This window comes from Halobellus inordinatus (assembly GCF_024498335.1).
GTDB lineage: Archaea > Halobacteriota > Halobacteria > Halobacteriales > Haloferacaceae > Haloquadratum > Haloquadratum inordinatus.
The window spans coordinates 119,584-135,023 of the sequence record NZ_CP101826.1 but is presented as its reverse complement, the minus strand read 5'-3'; the positions used below and the strand labels follow the sequence as shown (position 1 = coordinate 135,023).

14 protein-coding genes and 4 pseudogenes are annotated in these 15,440 nt (G+C 54.9%); 15 read left to right on the top strand and 3 right to left on the bottom strand.

Going from position 1 to position 15,440, the window contains the following annotated elements; genetic code table 11:
* Nucleotides 1-233: 233 nt before the first annotated feature.
* The 8 genes and pseudogenes from NO362_RS14015 (at nt 234) to NO362_RS14625 (ending at nt 5,995) form a co-directional block, all read left to right on the top strand.
* Complete coding sequence (locus tag NO362_RS14015) at nt 234-668, top strand: type IV pilin domain-containing protein (RefSeq protein ID WP_256546685.1); 435 nt, start codon at nt 234-236, stop codon at nt 666-668.
* 18 nt (nt 669-686) lie between these two features.
* A complete protein-coding gene (locus NO362_RS14010) occupies nt 687-1,118 on the top strand; it encodes a type IV pilin domain-containing protein (RefSeq protein ID WP_256546684.1) in 432 nt (143 codons plus the stop codon).
* A 25-nt stretch (nt 1,119-1,143) separates the two neighbouring features.
* Nucleotides 1,144-1,908 (top strand): hypothetical protein, encoded by a 765-nt coding sequence (locus NO362_RS14005; protein WP_256546683.1) that lies wholly within the window; start codon nt 1,144-1,146, stop codon nt 1,906-1,908.
* A 148-nt stretch (nt 1,909-2,056) separates the two neighbouring features.
* Nucleotides 2,057-3,253, top strand: a complete 1,197-nt coding sequence (locus NO362_RS14000; RefSeq protein WP_256546682.1) for a beta-alanine-activating enzyme beta-propeller domain-containing protein — start codon at nt 2,057-2,059, stop codon at nt 3,251-3,253.
* A gap of 10 nt (nt 3,254-3,263) precedes the next feature.
* A pseudogene (locus NO362_RS13995) lies at nt 3,264-3,641 on the top strand (IS630 family transposase); the annotation flags it as partial.
* 255 nt (nt 3,642-3,896) lie between these two features.
* Nucleotides 3,897-4,175 carry a hypothetical protein gene (locus NO362_RS13990; protein WP_256546681.1) on the top strand — a complete coding sequence of 93 codons (279 nt, stop codon included), beginning with the start codon at nt 3,897-3,899 and terminating at the stop codon, nt 4,173-4,175.
* Between the two features lie 385 nt (nt 4,176-4,560).
* On the top strand, nt 4,561-5,775 hold the full coding sequence (locus NO362_RS13985) for a tyrosine-type recombinase/integrase (RefSeq protein WP_256546680.1): 1,215 nt from the start codon (nt 4,561-4,563) through the stop codon (nt 5,773-5,775).
* A 1-nt stretch (nt 5,776) separates the two neighbouring features.
* On the top strand, nt 5,777-5,995 hold the full coding sequence (locus NO362_RS14625; RefSeq protein WP_369335108.1) for a winged helix DNA-binding protein: 219 nt from the start codon (nt 5,777-5,779) through the stop codon (nt 5,993-5,995).
* Between the two features lie 106 nt (nt 5,996-6,101).
* On the opposite strand, the pseudogene tnpA reads toward NO362_RS14625, so the two are convergent.
* Nucleotides 6,102-6,499 (bottom strand): annotated as a pseudogene (tnpA, locus tag NO362_RS13980) (IS200/IS605 family transposase).
* Between the two features lie 45 nt (nt 6,500-6,544).
* Here tnpA and NO362_RS13975 point away from each other — a divergent pair.
* A pseudogene (locus tag NO362_RS13975) lies at nt 6,545-7,074 on the top strand (RNA-guided endonuclease TnpB family protein); the annotation flags it as partial.
* Between the two features lie 77 nt (nt 7,075-7,151).
* Complete coding sequence (locus tag NO362_RS13970) at nt 7,152-8,771, top strand: transposase (protein WP_256545667.1); 1,620 nt, start codon at nt 7,152-7,154, stop codon at nt 8,769-8,771.
* 205 nt (nt 8,772-8,976) lie between these two features.
* Here the strand turns inward: NO362_RS13970 and NO362_RS13965 are convergent, their stop codons facing one another.
* Complete coding sequence (locus tag NO362_RS13965) at nt 8,977-10,077, bottom strand: IS630 family transposase (RefSeq protein WP_256546678.1); 1,101 nt, start codon at nt 10,075-10,077, stop codon at nt 8,977-8,979.
* Between the two features lie 47 nt (nt 10,078-10,124).
* Here NO362_RS13965 and NO362_RS13960 point away from each other — a divergent pair.
* Both NO362_RS13960 and NO362_RS13955 read left to right on the top strand, forming a co-directional pair.
* Nucleotides 10,125-10,895, top strand: a pseudogene (locus tag NO362_RS13960) (RNA-guided endonuclease TnpB family protein); the annotation flags it as partial.
* Nucleotides 10,896-11,018: 123 nt separating this feature from the next.
* Nucleotides 11,019-11,447 carry a TRAM domain-containing protein gene (locus NO362_RS13955; protein ID WP_256546677.1) on the top strand — a complete coding sequence of 143 codons (429 nt, stop codon included), beginning with the start codon at nt 11,019-11,021 and terminating at the stop codon, nt 11,445-11,447.
* Between the two features lie 365 nt (nt 11,448-11,812).
* Here the strand turns inward: NO362_RS13955 and NO362_RS13950 are convergent, their stop codons facing one another.
* The gene (locus NO362_RS13950; protein WP_256546676.1) at nt 11,813-12,175 is read right to left on the bottom strand and encodes a hypothetical protein; all 363 of its coding nucleotides are present in this window, start codon (nt 12,173-12,175) and stop codon (nt 11,813-11,815) included.
* Between the two features lie 24 nt (nt 12,176-12,199).
* On the opposite strand from NO362_RS13950, the gene NO362_RS13945 reads away from it, so the two are divergent.
* From NO362_RS13945 to NO362_RS13935, 3 genes are all read left to right on the top strand, one after another.
* Nucleotides 12,200-13,051, top strand: coding sequence for an AMP-binding protein (locus tag NO362_RS13945; protein WP_256546675.1), 852 nt, complete (start codon nt 12,200-12,202; stop codon nt 13,049-13,051).
* Nucleotides 13,052-13,095: 44 nt separating this feature from the next.
* Entirely contained in the window at nt 13,096-13,920 is an 825-nt protein-coding gene (locus NO362_RS13940) for an IS5 family transposase (RefSeq protein WP_256545920.1), read from the top strand.
* A 491-nt stretch (nt 13,921-14,411) separates the two neighbouring features.
* Entirely contained in the window at nt 14,412-15,176 is a 765-nt protein-coding gene (locus tag NO362_RS13935; RefSeq protein ID WP_256546871.1) for an IclR family transcriptional regulator, read from the top strand.
* Nucleotides 15,177-15,440: the final 264 nt, after the last annotated feature.

Genomic DNA, 15,440 nt, shown 5'->3' with positions numbered 1-15,440 from the left:
ATTACCACCGAACCTCTTGGTGAGGTTCAGTGCGACACCACGATGCCGCCCAGCCCGGTCCACTCCCCATCCCGACCGGGCTACTTTCCATCTCATTATAGTATGCACAATCGTGTGATTGGTTATCAGATCTGATACACAGGTGATTAGTTTTAAGAGGGGAGCCTTTGGAAAATTAGAGGACACACGACACTCTCGCGGGGGAGATGAGGGTGGCGTGGTTGTCGCACACTATGAAACTGAAAAAACTATTCGCAGACGATTCAGCAGTGTCGCCCGTCATCGGGGTTATCCTGATGGTTGCCATAACCGTGATCCTCGCTGCCGTCATCGGATCATTCGTGTTGAACCTCGGATCGAGTGTTCAACAGACCTCGCCGCAGGCGAGTTTCGACTTCGAGTATGGGAATGATACCTCGGTCAACATCACCCACCAGAACGGCGACTCAATTGAGTCGGCTCAATTAGAGGCAACTGCAAGTGAAGTTAGCTGGGACGACGGTCAAACGCAGAACTTCACCGAGACAGCGACTACGATAAGCGCAGGTGATACTGCGACGTACGTCCACGATAGCGCGTCTTGGAGCGGAGAAACAGTCCGCGTTGTTTGGACTTCCGAGAACGGTGAAACCTCTGCGACACTGTCGGAGAGCACTGCGCCGAACTAATCACTACCAATATTCAAAATGCAAATAAGGAACCTCTTCAAGGACGATTCGGCTGTCTCGCCAGTTATTGGGGTTATCCTGATGGTCGCCATAACTGTGATTCTCGCCGCTGTTATCGGCACCTTCGTGCTGAACCTCGGCAGTGAGGTCCAACAGACCTCGCCGCAAGCAAGTTTCAGCTTCGACTACACTGATGATTACAACGTAACGATCACGCACAGTAACGGCGATTCGATCCCAGGCGAGAACCTGAACGCAACTACGGGCACGGGATCCTGGAATGCGAGTAATTCCACGTACTTCGATGAGAAGGGTACGGTGTCCGCAGGGACGACTGCTCAATACGGATTAGACGGTGAAACGTGGAGCGGACAGACCGTCAGTGTCGTCTGGACCTCCGAAAACGGCGAGAATTCTGCGACCCTCTCTGAGAGCACCGCACCGAACTAGATACTACCGCGGTCATTTTTCGAGGATGGGAGTCATCATTGACGAGAAGGCAATTGCACGGACGTACTCTCATCCGTCTGTCGCCGATCCATACGAGATTGTCAAGCAATATCGGGAGGTAATGCGCTACGGACCGGACGCCAGTAGTACGCGCGTTGCTCGTGAACTGAGTCTTCCACGCGGCCGTGTTCGACCTTGGCTCAACGGGTCGAAACCGGACGCTGTCTACGCTATCGAACTCGCCTCGAAACTGGGATGGCTTGACGAGGGGTGGACCGAAACGACGGAAGGTCTGTCGCAACTGGTAGCCGGCATCTTCGTCTGTGGATCGGTCCAAGAGGCAGCAATGTCTCCGAGTTGGACGCCTGCGACTGCAATCGGACGCTCCCGATTAGAAGCGGCACTCAAAAGCGCCGGCGTCGGGATCCGCGTCGAAGACGATGAACGGGCAGAAGAGTTTTGGCCAGGTACACACCCAAGTATGCTTGGCCGGGCCATGGTCGCAGCTGGTGCGCCGCTTGGAGAGAAAACAGCTGATTCAGTGACAGCGCTTCCCGACTGGCTTGACTCGGCCCTTCTTTCCGTTCGTACAGGTTTTGTTGAACTTCTCGTTGCAGAGCGAGCGATTGAGTATCCGAACAAAGCCACGCGCCGGATTCAGACATCGCGATCGGCGAGTTACTATCGCGAGGTAGCTGAACTCATCCAGTCGGTGACTGGTGAGACAGTCACCTATAGTAACTCGGGCGTAACGGTCTCGGCCGACGCAGTGAGGGCGCTCGGGCTCTAACCCTGTACTGCTCTGCAACCTGCATCGCCGCGTCGCAACCATTTCAAGCTGACAGAAGTTGAACCTGCGTGTAAGTAGCCCCTCTCCCGTTGCCATCTGGTGTAACCGACCGCTACGTTTCTTTTCGATGCCTGTGCTTGTCACCGGTATGCCGACAGAGTCGGAGCCTCCGACCGAGCAATGGCGGTTCGAAACCGACGGTAAAATCCGCTCCTCGCCGACCGTGTACGACGACACAGTATACGTGGGCAGCAACGACGGCAGATTATATGCGGTTGACCGACGAACGGGCGAACAGCACTGGACACTCCAGACTGACGGTCCCATTCGGGGGTCTCCAACTGTCTTCGGGAGGACTGTCTACGTTGGAAGCGACGATGGCTCCATCTATGCTGTTGACACCGAGACCGGAACCTGCCGATGGCAGTATGAAACCGATGGGAGCATCACCGGTAGCCCCGTTATATACAATTTGACGCTGTTCGCAGCTAGTAACAGTGGGCAGGTGTCTGCAATCGACCTCCAACGAAGGGACCCGGTGTGGTCCGTTGATCTCGATGGGAGCATCCTGGCGTCCCCATTAGTCGTTGACAACACGGTGTTCGTGGGGAGTACCGACGGGACGCTGACGGCACTTGCGGCGCCCAGTGGCGACATTGAGTGGCGGTTCGTCACGGATGAAGAACTCCGAACGCCACCGGCTACATCACAAACTGAAATATACGTCGGCGACCGTTCCGGAACCATCTACGGTCTCGTACGCGACACCGGCGAGGAAGTCGCACGGCTGGAAGGTGATGCGCCGGTCGATGGGTTGGGAGCGATGACAGCCCTCTCGCCGCTCACAACTGTCGGAGAAACGGTCGTGTTCGGCAACTATTTCGGACGAATATACGCTGCGCGCATTCAATCTGATCTCCAGGGAGTGCTCTGGAAATATGAGGGACTAATGGGAATTCAGAGTGCGCCGGCCATCGTCGACGACTGCGTGTACGTCGGAGATGTCGGACAGGTTCACGCAATCGGGCTCGACTCCGGGGAACGACAGTGGGTATTCAAGCCGGAGGGCGCCAAGCAGTTCCGATCCTCGCCGACGGTTACTGATGGCGTTGCGTACATCGGGAACGACGACGGAGCCCTGTACGCGGTTTCCGTTGATAACACAGGATCAAGCAGGGACAGTCGTGAGCACGCTGGCACGGTGGGCCATCACGATCGACACGCAGTCTACCAGTCATCGCTTGGTCTGTACAAGTATGCCGAATCGAACGACGACGCCGCGCTAGATCGGGTGAAACAGTTGAACCAGGCACTCGATGCGACGCTTTGGACTGGCGAAAATTAACGCTCCGAGGAGCGTCGTCAGCTTCCCTGAAGATCAGACGAAAGAGCGGATTTGCGAGTGTCTCGAAGGGGTCCGCGAGCAGAATCCGGGTCAGCGGATTCTGCTCGTCTTGGACAACTTCTCTTCGCACGTGTGCGAGTACACGCGTAGGCGAGCCCACCAACTCGGCATCGATCTCGTGTTTCTCCCAGTTGGCTCTCCGGATCTCGACCCAATCGAGCAGGTCTGGAAACAGCTGAAATGGGAAGCCTCACCGCCAATTGTGGAGCGCGCGGCAGAATACCGCGCTCTCCTCACTGAGCTCTTTGAGCAACTTACAATTCGGCTGAGTTTCGCAGCCTCGTGGATCGACGAGTGTCTCGGCGGATACCTCCAGAAGTTACGCTAGGTACTAGCGCGCGATGTCTTCGATAAGCCCGGCAGGAAACAGGGAAGTCAGCCGCCGTCGTATGAGATCCGGGGAGAGCGTCTTGAACACATTCTTTCCCCACGCGGTCTACAACGATAGCCATATCAATCGAGCCCAGTCTCTTGATTTGCCGTCTTAACCGAACACGGATGGTTCGAGCAGAGCAACAACACTCCAGAGGGGCCCATCAGTGAGCGGTTCGTGATCAAGCTCGGGTAAAATGAGTCGCGCTCGATGACGGTTTACAGCAGGCGCACCGGCGAGCACCCCCTCTATGCTGAGGTCGTATATTGGCCGGTCGGCCACCCCGAGATGGCAAAGGAAACCGAAGGCGTCAGAATGATGATCGAAGTCAAGGAGACGCACGCGCACAGATATGTGACGGGGACGCCAGAGACACCAGCGCCTCCAGTCTCCCCGTCTCGTGATCTATTCTCGGGCGTCCTCGCGGTACTCGGGGTGGTTGGATTTGCAGTCGGATACATACTCTGGGATCGATTAGCCGAACAGTAGTCTGTGGGACCAGACGCGACAAACTTCGGGGAAACCGACGATGAGTCGACAACGACTGTCTCGTACCAACACAAGTTGGGCATTGTTCAGATTAGCTGATTGAAGCAGACGACGAAAGCTTCGGGCAACGTTTCTGCGGTCTCAGGAGACGCAAAAACGGACATATTTGATATATCACTATATGATTTATAGCCTAGTCCCTCTGTATTGGCGATATATTACTTATTGCGAGTGTGTGGACGACACACTGGCATTAGCAAAAATATAAAGTAGGCAGAAGAAAGACGCTATCACATCAGAATGCCAGCGCTAAAATCACCCCCAAATGAAGGAACCAGCCTTCTGTGGTGTGAGAGCCGTGTCTGAGCAAATAAATTGGAGTCAGATGTCCGAGCAAGAGCTTGCAGAGTTCTACTGGACTGAGATCGCCCCTGACCTCCGCCGCCAATTAGAACACGATCCTGATGTCGTACCCACCTATCAGCAATTGACAGAGCTGGGCTACTCAGGGATTACCTACGCGCTACGTGAGCATCACGATCGGACCCTCAACGAGTTCTGTACTGAGGTACTTCACCTCGAATCGGACACAGACCCCACAGATACGTGGGGAGGAGCTGCAGATGCGACTGTTGATGCAGCCGAAAGCTATCTTCAGAGTCTCCGGACCAGGGGTCGGATGGCCGATAGCACGGTTGAAACACGTCGGCACCGCCTCAAAAAGTACGTGCGCGTGTATCAGCGCCTTCACGGTCGCGAGGACTTACTCGAAGCAGTAGCTGCCCCCAGTGAACGCGTTGCCGAAATCGAACGCGCGCTTGCTGTGTTGGACGTTTTCGATGCAGACCTCGGCACTGATCGCAGCAAACTGGAGTATCTTCGCGTCGCCCAGGACTGGTATAACTTCCTAATGCGCCGTGGCCGAGCGCAGTATAACCCACTGGAGGGAGCCACCGAGGAATTCGGCTGGGAACGAGAAGAACCAGACAATGCAGCGCTGACAGCTGAACAAGTGCACGCAATCTACCAGGTTGCCGACACAGCTGAAGAGCGACTCATCACAATCGCACTTGCCGGCTGGGGACTACGCCCCAGTGAAGTCGCTGAGCTACATACTTCCCAAATCAATCTCGAAGCCAATGACCCCCACCTCAACTTTGATGACAGCCGAAAGAACGGCCCTGGGACAGTCGCACTACTCGTTGGTGTTGAGGCCCTAGCCAGCCGTATCGACGAGCTCACACAGCGCGAGGGATGGGATGGCTATCTCTTTCCATCTAATCGCTCTGCATCAGGACACATCCACGTGGACACAGTACGCCGGCGATTCAAACGTCTCGCAGCTGACGCTAATGTTTCTGTTCACGGCCAGCTCCCCAAAGCGAAGATGGGCCGACGCTTCTGGTATGCAAGCTATCAGAGCGCGGTCTCCGAACTGTTAGGACAACTCGAGGATATCGCCGACGAACAGGGATCAGCGTCTGCAGCGGTCGTCCGGGAAAACTACCTTTCGGAGTCCCATCGGCGTCAGCATCGGCGCCAAGCGATGCGAGAATCTCTCGCTTCTGTGTTTGATGTTGCTAACGGGGGTCTAGAGTGACGTGTCGCAGCCAGCAGACCTGCCACCTAGTGCCCAACACGTATACCAAGCACTTGATGAGAGCAGCCCCTTAACCCTACAGTCAATCTGTGAGCAGACGGACTTGGCCGAATCAACAACACGATATGCATTAGGACACCTTTCTCAAGCGGACCTTCTCGTATCACGTCCAGACCCAGCAGATGCTCGACGGCGACTCTATGCGCTGGAGACGTCTTAACTGGAACCCGAAATACGACTGTTGATTGGCGGCTTTTTCAGTCTAAACACCTACGAGGGCGAGTTCTCCGACCCACCGGGGTCGGGGGTGAAGCCCGACACTCGGCCTAGTGTTCTGTCTCCTCGATATACCGTTCAACACTTCTTCCGACACCGCACCCGTCGTCCCCACGTAGTACCCAACCTTTCAGAATCCACCACCCCAGAAATACGCCTCCCGAACCTCGGGATACCGTTCCAGTAGGTGCTTGCCAGAGTACGACTTGAATTGCCGAGCGATTTCTGCGGGACTGTGCTTCGGGTCCGTTTGCACGAACAGGTGTACGTGGTCGTCCGCAATCTCCAAGGCGAGAACCTTGTGCCCCAAGTGGTCGGCAGTCTCACCAAACAACTCTCGCACATCATCTTCAACCACGTTGAGAACCGGGTGGCGGTACTTGGGACACCACACGAAGTGATACTTGCAAGAACTAACCGAATACGCGTGACAGCGGTACTCTTCCATCCCTAATACCTAATATTTATGATGGTCTGGAACGATTGTCAAAGTATGGGTGAAAAAGCCACGAAGACGATTCAGACGCGCCTTCACGTAGCGTCTGGTGAATGGTCGTGGCTTCACGACGCCCGCCTCGCCTCACGCGAGATATTCAACGACACCACCCGCCTCAAACAACGCGGGTACAATCGCACCGAGATACAGAACGAGGTTGACCGCGACGACTTCTTGCGGAACAACAAGTGCGCGGTTGTCGGCAAAGCCCTCCAAACGTGGGACTCCTACCAGTCACTCAAAGAGTGGTGGCGCGAACAAGATGACCCTGATGGCGGCAAGCCGACGCCGCCAAGTACGGACAAATCTGGTGCGTACCCACTCGTGATGGCGCACACGGAAGGCTACGCCTCACCGTGGACGACGATACGAACCGCGTCCACGTCCGCATCAGCCCGCAACCCTACAAGAAGGTGAAAGGACACCTGCGTGGTGAACCAGACGCAATGGACGAACTTCGGGACGCCCTCACGTCGGATGAGGTGGATGTGGGGCAGGCCGAACTCCTGTACTGCGATGGCGTGTACCTAGTCAGGAGTTCGGAACGACAGATTCTGTGCACGAGGCGGGTGACTGACTCCGATTGCTGGCCAACTGTAAAGCGATGTCTCAAACGACATCCCAGTTCGAGTCTGCGATCAGCAGACTCGAACAACAGGCCGAGGAATTGATTCACAAAGACACGGACCTTCTGACTGTGGTCCGTGGGTTTGACTTCAGTGAGACTGCAGTCTACGAAGTTGGGAAAACCGAATGGAACGCTCACTACAGCTACGAGTCGATGGTACGAGCGTTCTATTGCAAGGAGCTCGCCGGCTTCACGACGACAGAACTCCACGACTACCTCGCGACTGCCGAGCGTGCCAGCACGCTCGGCTTTGATCCCGACCACTTCGCTGGGGACAAAGCTGCACCGGCTCGGACCACACTCGGTCGCGCCTGGCGCGACCGGTTCCCCAACCGGCTTCAAGCTTTTATCCGAACATCTGCTGAATGTATCCTCGTGGTTGCCCACGAGATGGGCAACCCGCTCGGACTGCGTGCGCTTACCCCTGAAGACAAGAGCGACCTTTCCAACCGCTCGGAACAACGCTACGTCACAGGCAAAGCAAAGGACGTTACGGAGGCCCTCTGTCAGATCGTGTTTCCAGCGATTGACCTCGATCGACCGGACGACGGAACGCGGTATGATGATACCGCGTTCCTCGATCTCCAGAGCTACCTCGGATTGACCGGGACTGCTGCCAACCAGGGAAGCCGGATCTTCGACGAGGAAACAACCCGCGAAAACGGCGGTCCTGACGGTGATACGCATCTCCACTACATCAAGCAACTCGAGGCGATCGAGATCGCCTCGATGGTCAACGGAGCGATTGGAACGATGATGTGGGCTGCTGAGCAATACTATTCGATCGATCGCCACGTCGATGTGGCGATCGATATCACCTATATCGCCTACTACGGTGATCGTGACGAGTTCCAGATGAGTACAGGCGCACCACCGAGCAAATCGTACTCGTGGTGTTACAAAATGGCGACTGTCTCGATCGTTGGGGAAGAAGTGAAGTTCACGCTCGGGATGCGGCCGCTCCGCGGCTACATCCCTCGGCGAGTTCTCGTTGAGCAACTGCTCGAAATAGCGAGTGACTCTGTTTCGATTGGGACGGTCTACGCCGACGCCGAATTCGACGGCGTCGGCGTGATCCACGCGGTCGAAGAGGCGGGCCTCTGCTATCTCATCCGAAAATCCTCGGATGACCCAGTCAAGCGGTTTGTACAGGACATAGACCACGACGTCGGCGTTAAACAGAATCACGAGATGGAAGGAACCATCGTGGGTGGCAGTGTAACGGTCACCCCGACGCTGGTCGGGGTTCCCTCGGATCGGAAGGAAGATGCAACGGTGACGTTCGTGACGAACCTCTCGGTAAGTGACGCGACAAAGAAGGCGCGGGGGCGTACCCGCCGCGTGATGCGGCGGTACGCCCGCCGATGGGGAATAGAGAACAGCTACAAGTCGATCAAGGACTTCCTCGCGTGGACGACTTCACGAAACACCGCCGTTCGAGTGTTCTACTTCGGCTTTGCAGTGATTCTGTACGATATGTGGTTGCTCGTTGACCTGCTGGTGCAGGTCAGCCTCGACATTGACCAGCGACTGAAACCACGCGTGCCTGCGCGGACATTCCTGAATGTCGTCCGCAAGGAGGCACCTGTGACGTAGGCGTTCCGCGGCGGCGGAACGCCGACTTGTGAGAGATATCTCTGCTCACCCATTCTATTTTCGAGTGAATCACACCAGGAATGAACGATAGCGGTCTTCGAGTGCGGAGTTGAACAGACAGCTCTCACTTTTCATTTCACCCATCGGTGTAGTAAATTGACGCTCATCGCTCGCTGATGCACATTCCGAACACCTGACCTAGTACTCAGGATAATTTCTGGAGATTAAGGAACTCTGCGACCCAGTTTTTCGCAAAGCTCACGCGGTTAGTCAGCTGCTCGAAAACATCACTCAAGAGAGTGCGGAACTCCTCCGCACTCTCGACAATTAGCGGTGAGAGTTCCCATTTCAACTGTTTCCAGACCTGCTCGATTGGATTGAGATCAGGCGACCCAACCGGCAGGAACACGAGGTCGATTCCAAGTTGATGGGCACGCTTGCGCGTGTGCTCGCACGTGTGCGAGAACAGATTATCTAACACGAGCAGAATCCGCTTGCCGGGATTCTGCTCGCGTATCCCTTCGAGACACTCGCAAATCCGTTCTTTCGTCTGATCTTCAGGGAAACTGACCACGCTCTGGCCGTTGAGTGCATAGAACCCGACCGCTGGTTCATCGATCCGAACCAGCGGTCGGTCGATATGCGGATCATCGACGTACCACATCCGGTGGGAATTGTCCCACGGTTGGGGATGTGATGCGTCGAAAAATCCGACGACAGTACCACCATCCGTACAGACATCGTCGTCCACCGTCCAGCCGCCGTCCTCATCGCCTTCTTCCTTGTTGTGTGGCTCTTCGCCTTGGTCCTCGGCGAGCGCCTGGTCCAGGCGCTCGTCGAGGATGTCTTCAGCGTCATCTGGTCGTGAAGGACGTCTCGTCCGGGGAATCGAATACGATAACCCGAGATCGCGCAAGAACGAACTCAGATAATCAGGGTGGTATTCGACGTCGAATTCCTCGTTGAGGATGTGCTGAATCTCCTGTGGTTTCCAGGGCTGACCGTCACGAAGGATTTTAAGCAGTTGTTCTTGCTCGTCTTCGCCGAGCTTCGGGGGACGTCCGTCCCCGAAGTTCGGCGTCAATTGGCCAAGTCCACCTTCATTCCAGCGACGTGCCCAGCGCGTAGCTGTTCCTTCTGACTTCCCGACCCGGTCAGCAGCTTGCTTGAGCGTGTCCCCTTTGTACAGATTCTTGATGAAGACGAGACGGCGGACGACCTTCGGATCGTCCGCCTCGGAGAGCAATCGATCGAGTTCTTCATCGGTCAAGTGGCGAACGACCTCTTTTCGGCGATCGTTGCTCATCGTTCTTATTTCACACTCAAACTCCAAAACATCTCTCACGTACTATCCTACACGCCACGGTCACACGCGGGTTCGACGTGCCCGAACCCGACACCGCTGATACCGTAGTCGCTGTAGACATTAACGAGCGCAACGTCGCACTCACCGCCCTTGACCGCGACACGATGCGGACGAAAGGTACACTCGTCCTCGACTACGGACGAGTCAAACAGGAACGCCAACGCTACCACACCATCACCACTCGCTGTCAAGAACACGGTAAGACGAGCATCCACCACAGGCTCGGTGACAGGGAAGAGCGATTCACCGAATGGGTACTCCACCGACTCTCTCGTGCTGTCGTGGAGTTCGCAGAGCAGTTCCCGAACCCGGTCATCGTGTTCGAGGATATGAGCGGTATCCGTGACCAAATGCAATACGGTTCGTACATGAACCGCCGGTTGCACAAACTCCCATTCCACAAGTTCGAGAAATTCGTCTCGTACAAGGCGACGTGGCGGGAGATTCCTACGGATACGGTGGACGCGTACTACAACTCGAAGACGTGTTCGTGCTGTGGTGAGCGTGGGTATCGGCAGGGACGGCGGTTCCGGTGTACGAATGTCGAATGTGACGTGGTGCAAGACCACGCTGACCGGAATGCGTCGGTGAATATCGCGTGGCGCGAGACGGCGAAACTCGACGGAAACAATGAGAATCACCGGACTCACAAAACCCAACCGCAGGTCAGGTTGGTGCGTCTGTCCGGGTCGGGGCGCGTAAGCCGCCCAACCTCATCCCGCTCGCTTGCCGAGCAGGGAGTGCTAGCGCACGGCTGAGGGAACCAACAAAAGCCTCGGGCCACCGCGCCCGAGGCTGTTTACTCATACAGATCATATCATATATCAAACGGTTGGAGAGCAGTGTGTGGGAATTAATTACATAGAGCATAAAGACTAGTTATGGTCGAAATTTCAGACTCGCTCAACACGGTATACAGCGCTCATATCGAGGAGCAAGACGAAAAGTACGTTGTGTCCGTCCCTGCATCCGAAATCGAACGTGGCGACCTCAGCCCCGAACAAACGTATCGAGTCGCGTTACTCACTACACCAACTATTGGTTCGAGCGGCGAGACTTCTCAGAACTCAGGCACACCTGACGGGAAAACATCGACTCAGTCAAAGCCTCCAGTAACAGAAAACGAAATCCGCACCGTATCAGTTGAGTCGATCGGCGATCAAGGAGATGGTATTGCTAAAGTTGAGCACGGATATGTTGTGATCATCCCCGGTGCGCAGCCCGGTGAGGAAGTTACTGTCAAGATTGATCAAGTTCGGGACAACGTTTCATTCGCAAGCGTTGTTGATGATGACGCACGGACGTTGTGAATGAGGTAGTTCACTACGTCCCGGAGAGATCGTGAACTATCGCTGTACGATCTGCATTAATATCGGTCAGCAAAACGGGAAGTCCCCTTGTAGTCTGGTGATACTGAGAGTACGTTCTGAGCAAATAGTTTGAACCATATACTGATATACAGATGCTCTGCTAGTCTCGGAGACCTGGATGCAACTTAGGATGATCTTCTATAGGTGGCGCTGGCGAAAATTAACAGGTCCCGTATTCAGGAACCGCTTGAAGCCGCGTCAATGGGTGTTAACAAAAGTTCGTCGCGGGAGCCAATACAGGATGGCTCTTCATATTTACGACCAGTTTTCTGCCTACGGATGGGTAAGAGATGCCGACAGATAATCTACATCTCAGGTGGCATTCGCGTGAATGTAGAGAGATCGGCACGTCCCGTCGCAACGAGCGTATTTATTTTATCAAGAGATGATGTGGCAGCTGTCGCAATCGTCTGTACGCCCGTCTCGTTTCGGATATCGTCGCTGAAGTCACTCGCGCCCTTCTGATCGACGGCACGCGAGCCGGTGGCGGCATCAATGGGTACAACGACGTCGCAACCAGCCGTTTCAAGCTGAGATACGACCTCAAATGCCGTGTTAAGTTTGAGACCGCCGGAATTAGCATCCACAACCGGTAGTGACACACCGAGGGGTTTGGAAGCCGGCCACATATCAGAGACGGCTTCAACGACAGCGACGGGGAGTTCCATCCGGTCATCTAGTGGTGCGTCCCCTTGAGAGAGTATGTCGCCGTTGAACCGGTCCTCAAGCCCGACCGACTGATGGAGTTCATTGAACGAGTTGGTGGTAGCTACACGCTCCCAATGCCAACCCAAATTCTCGATATCTTGGACCATCCAGAGGTTGACGAATACAATCTCAGTTCCCTAGAAGTGCTTGTCAGTGGTGGTCAAAAGGTTCCTCCTGCAGTTGTCGAACGATCGGTAGAGCGGTGGGGGGTTGGCTTTTGCAACATCTTCGGAATGGCAGAAGGACCGCTCATCTGTTCCCGGCCCGAAGATGATCTCGAGATCCAAGCCCACACTGTCGGTCGTCCAATTGCCCCAGAGGCTGATGAGGTCCGAATCGTCGATACTGACCGTGAGGAGGAGATTGACAATGGCGAAGCAGGTGAGCTCGCTGTTCGAGGGCCAGGCTTCTTTACGGGGTATTTCCGCAATGAGGAGGAAAACGACGAGAACTTTTCTGAAGATGGGTGGTTCTTCACTGAAGACGTCCTTGCACGGCGACCTGATGGAAATCTCGAGGTCTACGGACGGATTAAAGACACGATCATCCGGGGTGGTGAGAACATATATGCGCCGGGAGTAGAGGACGAACTCATTGAACACCCGAAAATCGCGAATGCGGCTGTCGTTGGTGTTCCGGACGACCGGCTTGGAGAACGCCCTGCTGCAGTTGTGGAACTAGCAGACGGTGCAGATAATATTTCTCTCGGGGAGATTTCGTCGTTCTTAGACGACCGCGGGATGGCGGTATTCAAACGACCAGAACGGCTCGCGATTTTGCCCTCACTTCCACGAACTGAAGTTGGTGCCGTGTTGAATAGCGGTCTGATCGGCTAATATCACGGAGTAGAAGGACGAAGCCGAGGAAATCGATTCTGTCCATGGAAGTCGATCTCCTCGACTTCGTTGAGCAGTGTCGGCACCTAGTCAAACAAGCGTTGGGAAAGCACGCGGGCGAGCCCGCCAGCGGCGGGTTCGCCCGCTGGAAGCACGTCGTGCTACACTGTCTTCGCCTCGAAGACGGCCATAGCTACCGAGAAACGCCGAATCGGCTGAAGTACATGGCTGAGATTCGTGACGTCCTCGGCTTAGATCGAGACGATCTGCCGGACTACAGCACGATCTACAAATCGTTCGACCGGCTGAAAATGTGGGTGTGGCGGGCGCTGCTGCGCGTTTCAGCGCAGCAGCACCCGCAGTCAGGACACGCGGCACTCGATAGCACGTTTTTCGACCGTCGCTCGGCCTCGTCGTACTACCGCCAGCGGTCGGGAAGTAACGTTCAAACACTGAAAGTGACGACGCTAACCGATAGAGAGTCTCTTGCCGTCCTTGACGTACATATTTCTGCCCGGTGGAAACACGATACAAAGACTGGGCCGCAGGTCGTCCGCCGGAACGCGGACGACCTGCTATCTGTCGCCGCCGATAAAGCGTTCCACAACTGGATCACGAAATACGAGTTCTACGCACTTGGCGTCGAACCACTCATCCTCCAGCGTGGGTCGAGGCCGTTGACGCTAGGACACAACGCACTCATCCGGGCAAAAGGCTACTCTCAGCGCTGGATGGCCGAAACTTCGTATTCGACAACGAAGCGCTCGCTCGGCGATGCCGTGCGAGCGCTCGGCTGGTATCGACAGTTCCGTGAAATCGTCCTGATGTTCGCCATCTCCAACATAGAACCGCTCTGTGAGCCACTCTAACCGTGACTCAGCATCTATTCAACACGGCAGAAGTTGGGAAGATCGAAAAGAAAGCACTTGAGGACAGAATCGTGGAACTGATTCAGGAATCCGACTCAACTCGCTCCGAGTCGTAGGGCGTTCTCTTCTCACTCCGATTCTCCAGTAGCGACAGCAGCTAGATGCCTCTCTTGCTGATCCGGCTGTTCCACGCACGTCACAGCACGTTGCAGACAAACGGTACATAGGATCACGATGTGCAATCAGGTCAATAAGAATACGGTCGGAATTATCGCACGAAAAATATACAATATAACTACTTTTCAAAGTTTTTCACGACAAAATAGACCTTTAGTAATAGGTGGGAAAACATACAGAGCTATATCGAGATTTGAAATGAAATTCCATTCTGTGCAACAGTCCGGGGAGATCTAGGGATAATGATGAAGAATTTGCGTGCCATTGCACGAGACGGAACAAATTTGTGAGAGAAATTCATACGAGATACATGAATGCAAACACCAACGCGCGACACGATCAAATCCGACGAAACGCTCCTCGAAATACTTGAAGCACTGTACACGCTCGAAGAGCCCTCGTTGACAGCAATTGCAGAGAAAGTTGATGTCTCAAAGAGTACTGTGCATCGACATCTGGAAACACTTCGGGCCCACCGACTCGTCTCGAAAGAAGACGATACGTATGAGATCGGACTGGAGTTTCTCCGCTTCGGTGGGGCAGCTCGAGAGCGCTATCCATTCCATCGTCAATCAAAAGCCATCGTTCAGCAAGTAGCCGACCAAACTGGCGAGTTCGTCGGATTTCTCGTCGAAGAACAGGGAATTGGGACGTTCATTTACTGTGAGATGGGAACCGAAGGCGTCCCCTCGGAGGCGAAGGTTGGGCAGAATCTCCTCCTCAACCAGTCGGCAGCAGGCAAAGCCATTTTAGCTCATCTTCCAGCCGACCGGCGTAAGCAGATTCTTGAACAATACGGGCTCCCACCTCGTACCCAACAGACGCTGACTGACAGAACGGAACTCGTTGAGAACCTCGAAACGATCCGTGAACGTGGATACGCATACGCGCACGAAGAGTACACTGATGGATTGCGGGCTGTTGCTGCACCTGCGTTTGATCCGGATAACAACGTTATCGGCAGCCTCGTCGTCGCCGGGCCTATTCATCGGATGCGAGGAGAGCGATTTGAATCCAATCTTCCTGAACTAGTGACGGGAGCTGTCAAAGAGTTCGAACTGACGGTTTCGTACGCGTAAATCTATAGCAGAGTTACGACGCGATGTGACTGATCAATCTAACGGGCGTACGTTTGTTATGGAACCTTGGATGTAGACTAATACCGCCCGAAGACACAGTCTAGTTAACAGCTTCAGCTGTCGTTCGATCTTATAGCGCTTGATGCGGTCGTGGGAAGTTATAATAGTACGCACACCATCGGTGTTCGGTTAAGCCCGAGCCGACGGTTCTGGAGGGTTTGAGCATCGGTCGGTTCCGCCGTCTACGCCCGGCTCAGGCAATCT

Bases quoted from the DNA above. Each gene is read 5' to 3' on its own strand.
- NO362_RS13950 (WP_256546676.1), bottom strand. From the start codon at position 12,175: ATGGAACTCCCCGTCGCTGTCGTTGAAGCCGTCTCTGATATGTGGCCG.
- NO362_RS14010 (WP_256546684.1), top strand. From the start codon at position 687: ATGCAAATAAGGAACCTCTTCAAGGACGATTCGGCTGTCTCGCCAGTT.
- NO362_RS13935 (WP_256546871.1), top strand. From the start codon at position 14,412: ATGCAAACACCAACGCGCGACACGATCAAATCCGACGAAACGCTCCTC.
- NO362_RS14015 (WP_256546685.1), top strand. From the start codon at position 234: ATGAAACTGAAAAAACTATTCGCAGACGATTCAGCAGTGTCGCCCGTC.
- NO362_RS13985 (WP_256546680.1), top strand. From the start codon at position 4,561: ATGTCCGAGCAAGAGCTTGCAGAGTTCTACTGGACTGAGATCGCCCCT.
- NO362_RS14000 (WP_256546682.1), top strand. From the start codon at position 2,057: ATGCCGACAGAGTCGGAGCCTCCGACCGAGCAATGGCGGTTCGAAACC.
- NO362_RS14005 (WP_256546683.1), top strand. From the start codon at position 1,144: ATGGGAGTCATCATTGACGAGAAGGCAATTGCACGGACGTACTCTCAT.
- NO362_RS13965 (WP_256546678.1), bottom strand. From the start codon at position 10,077: ATGAGCAACGATCGCCGAAAAGAGGTCGTTCGCCACTTGACCGATGAA.
- NO362_RS13955 (WP_256546677.1), top strand. From the start codon at position 11,019: ATGGTCGAAATTTCAGACTCGCTCAACACGGTATACAGCGCTCATATC.
- NO362_RS13940 (WP_256545920.1), top strand. From the start codon at position 13,096: ATGGAAGTCGATCTCCTCGACTTCGTTGAGCAGTGTCGGCACCTAGTC.
- NO362_RS13990 (WP_256546681.1), top strand. From the start codon at position 3,897: ATGACGGTTTACAGCAGGCGCACCGGCGAGCACCCCCTCTATGCTGAG.
- NO362_RS13970 (WP_256545667.1), top strand. From the start codon at position 7,152: ATGTCTCAAACGACATCCCAGTTCGAGTCTGCGATCAGCAGACTCGAA.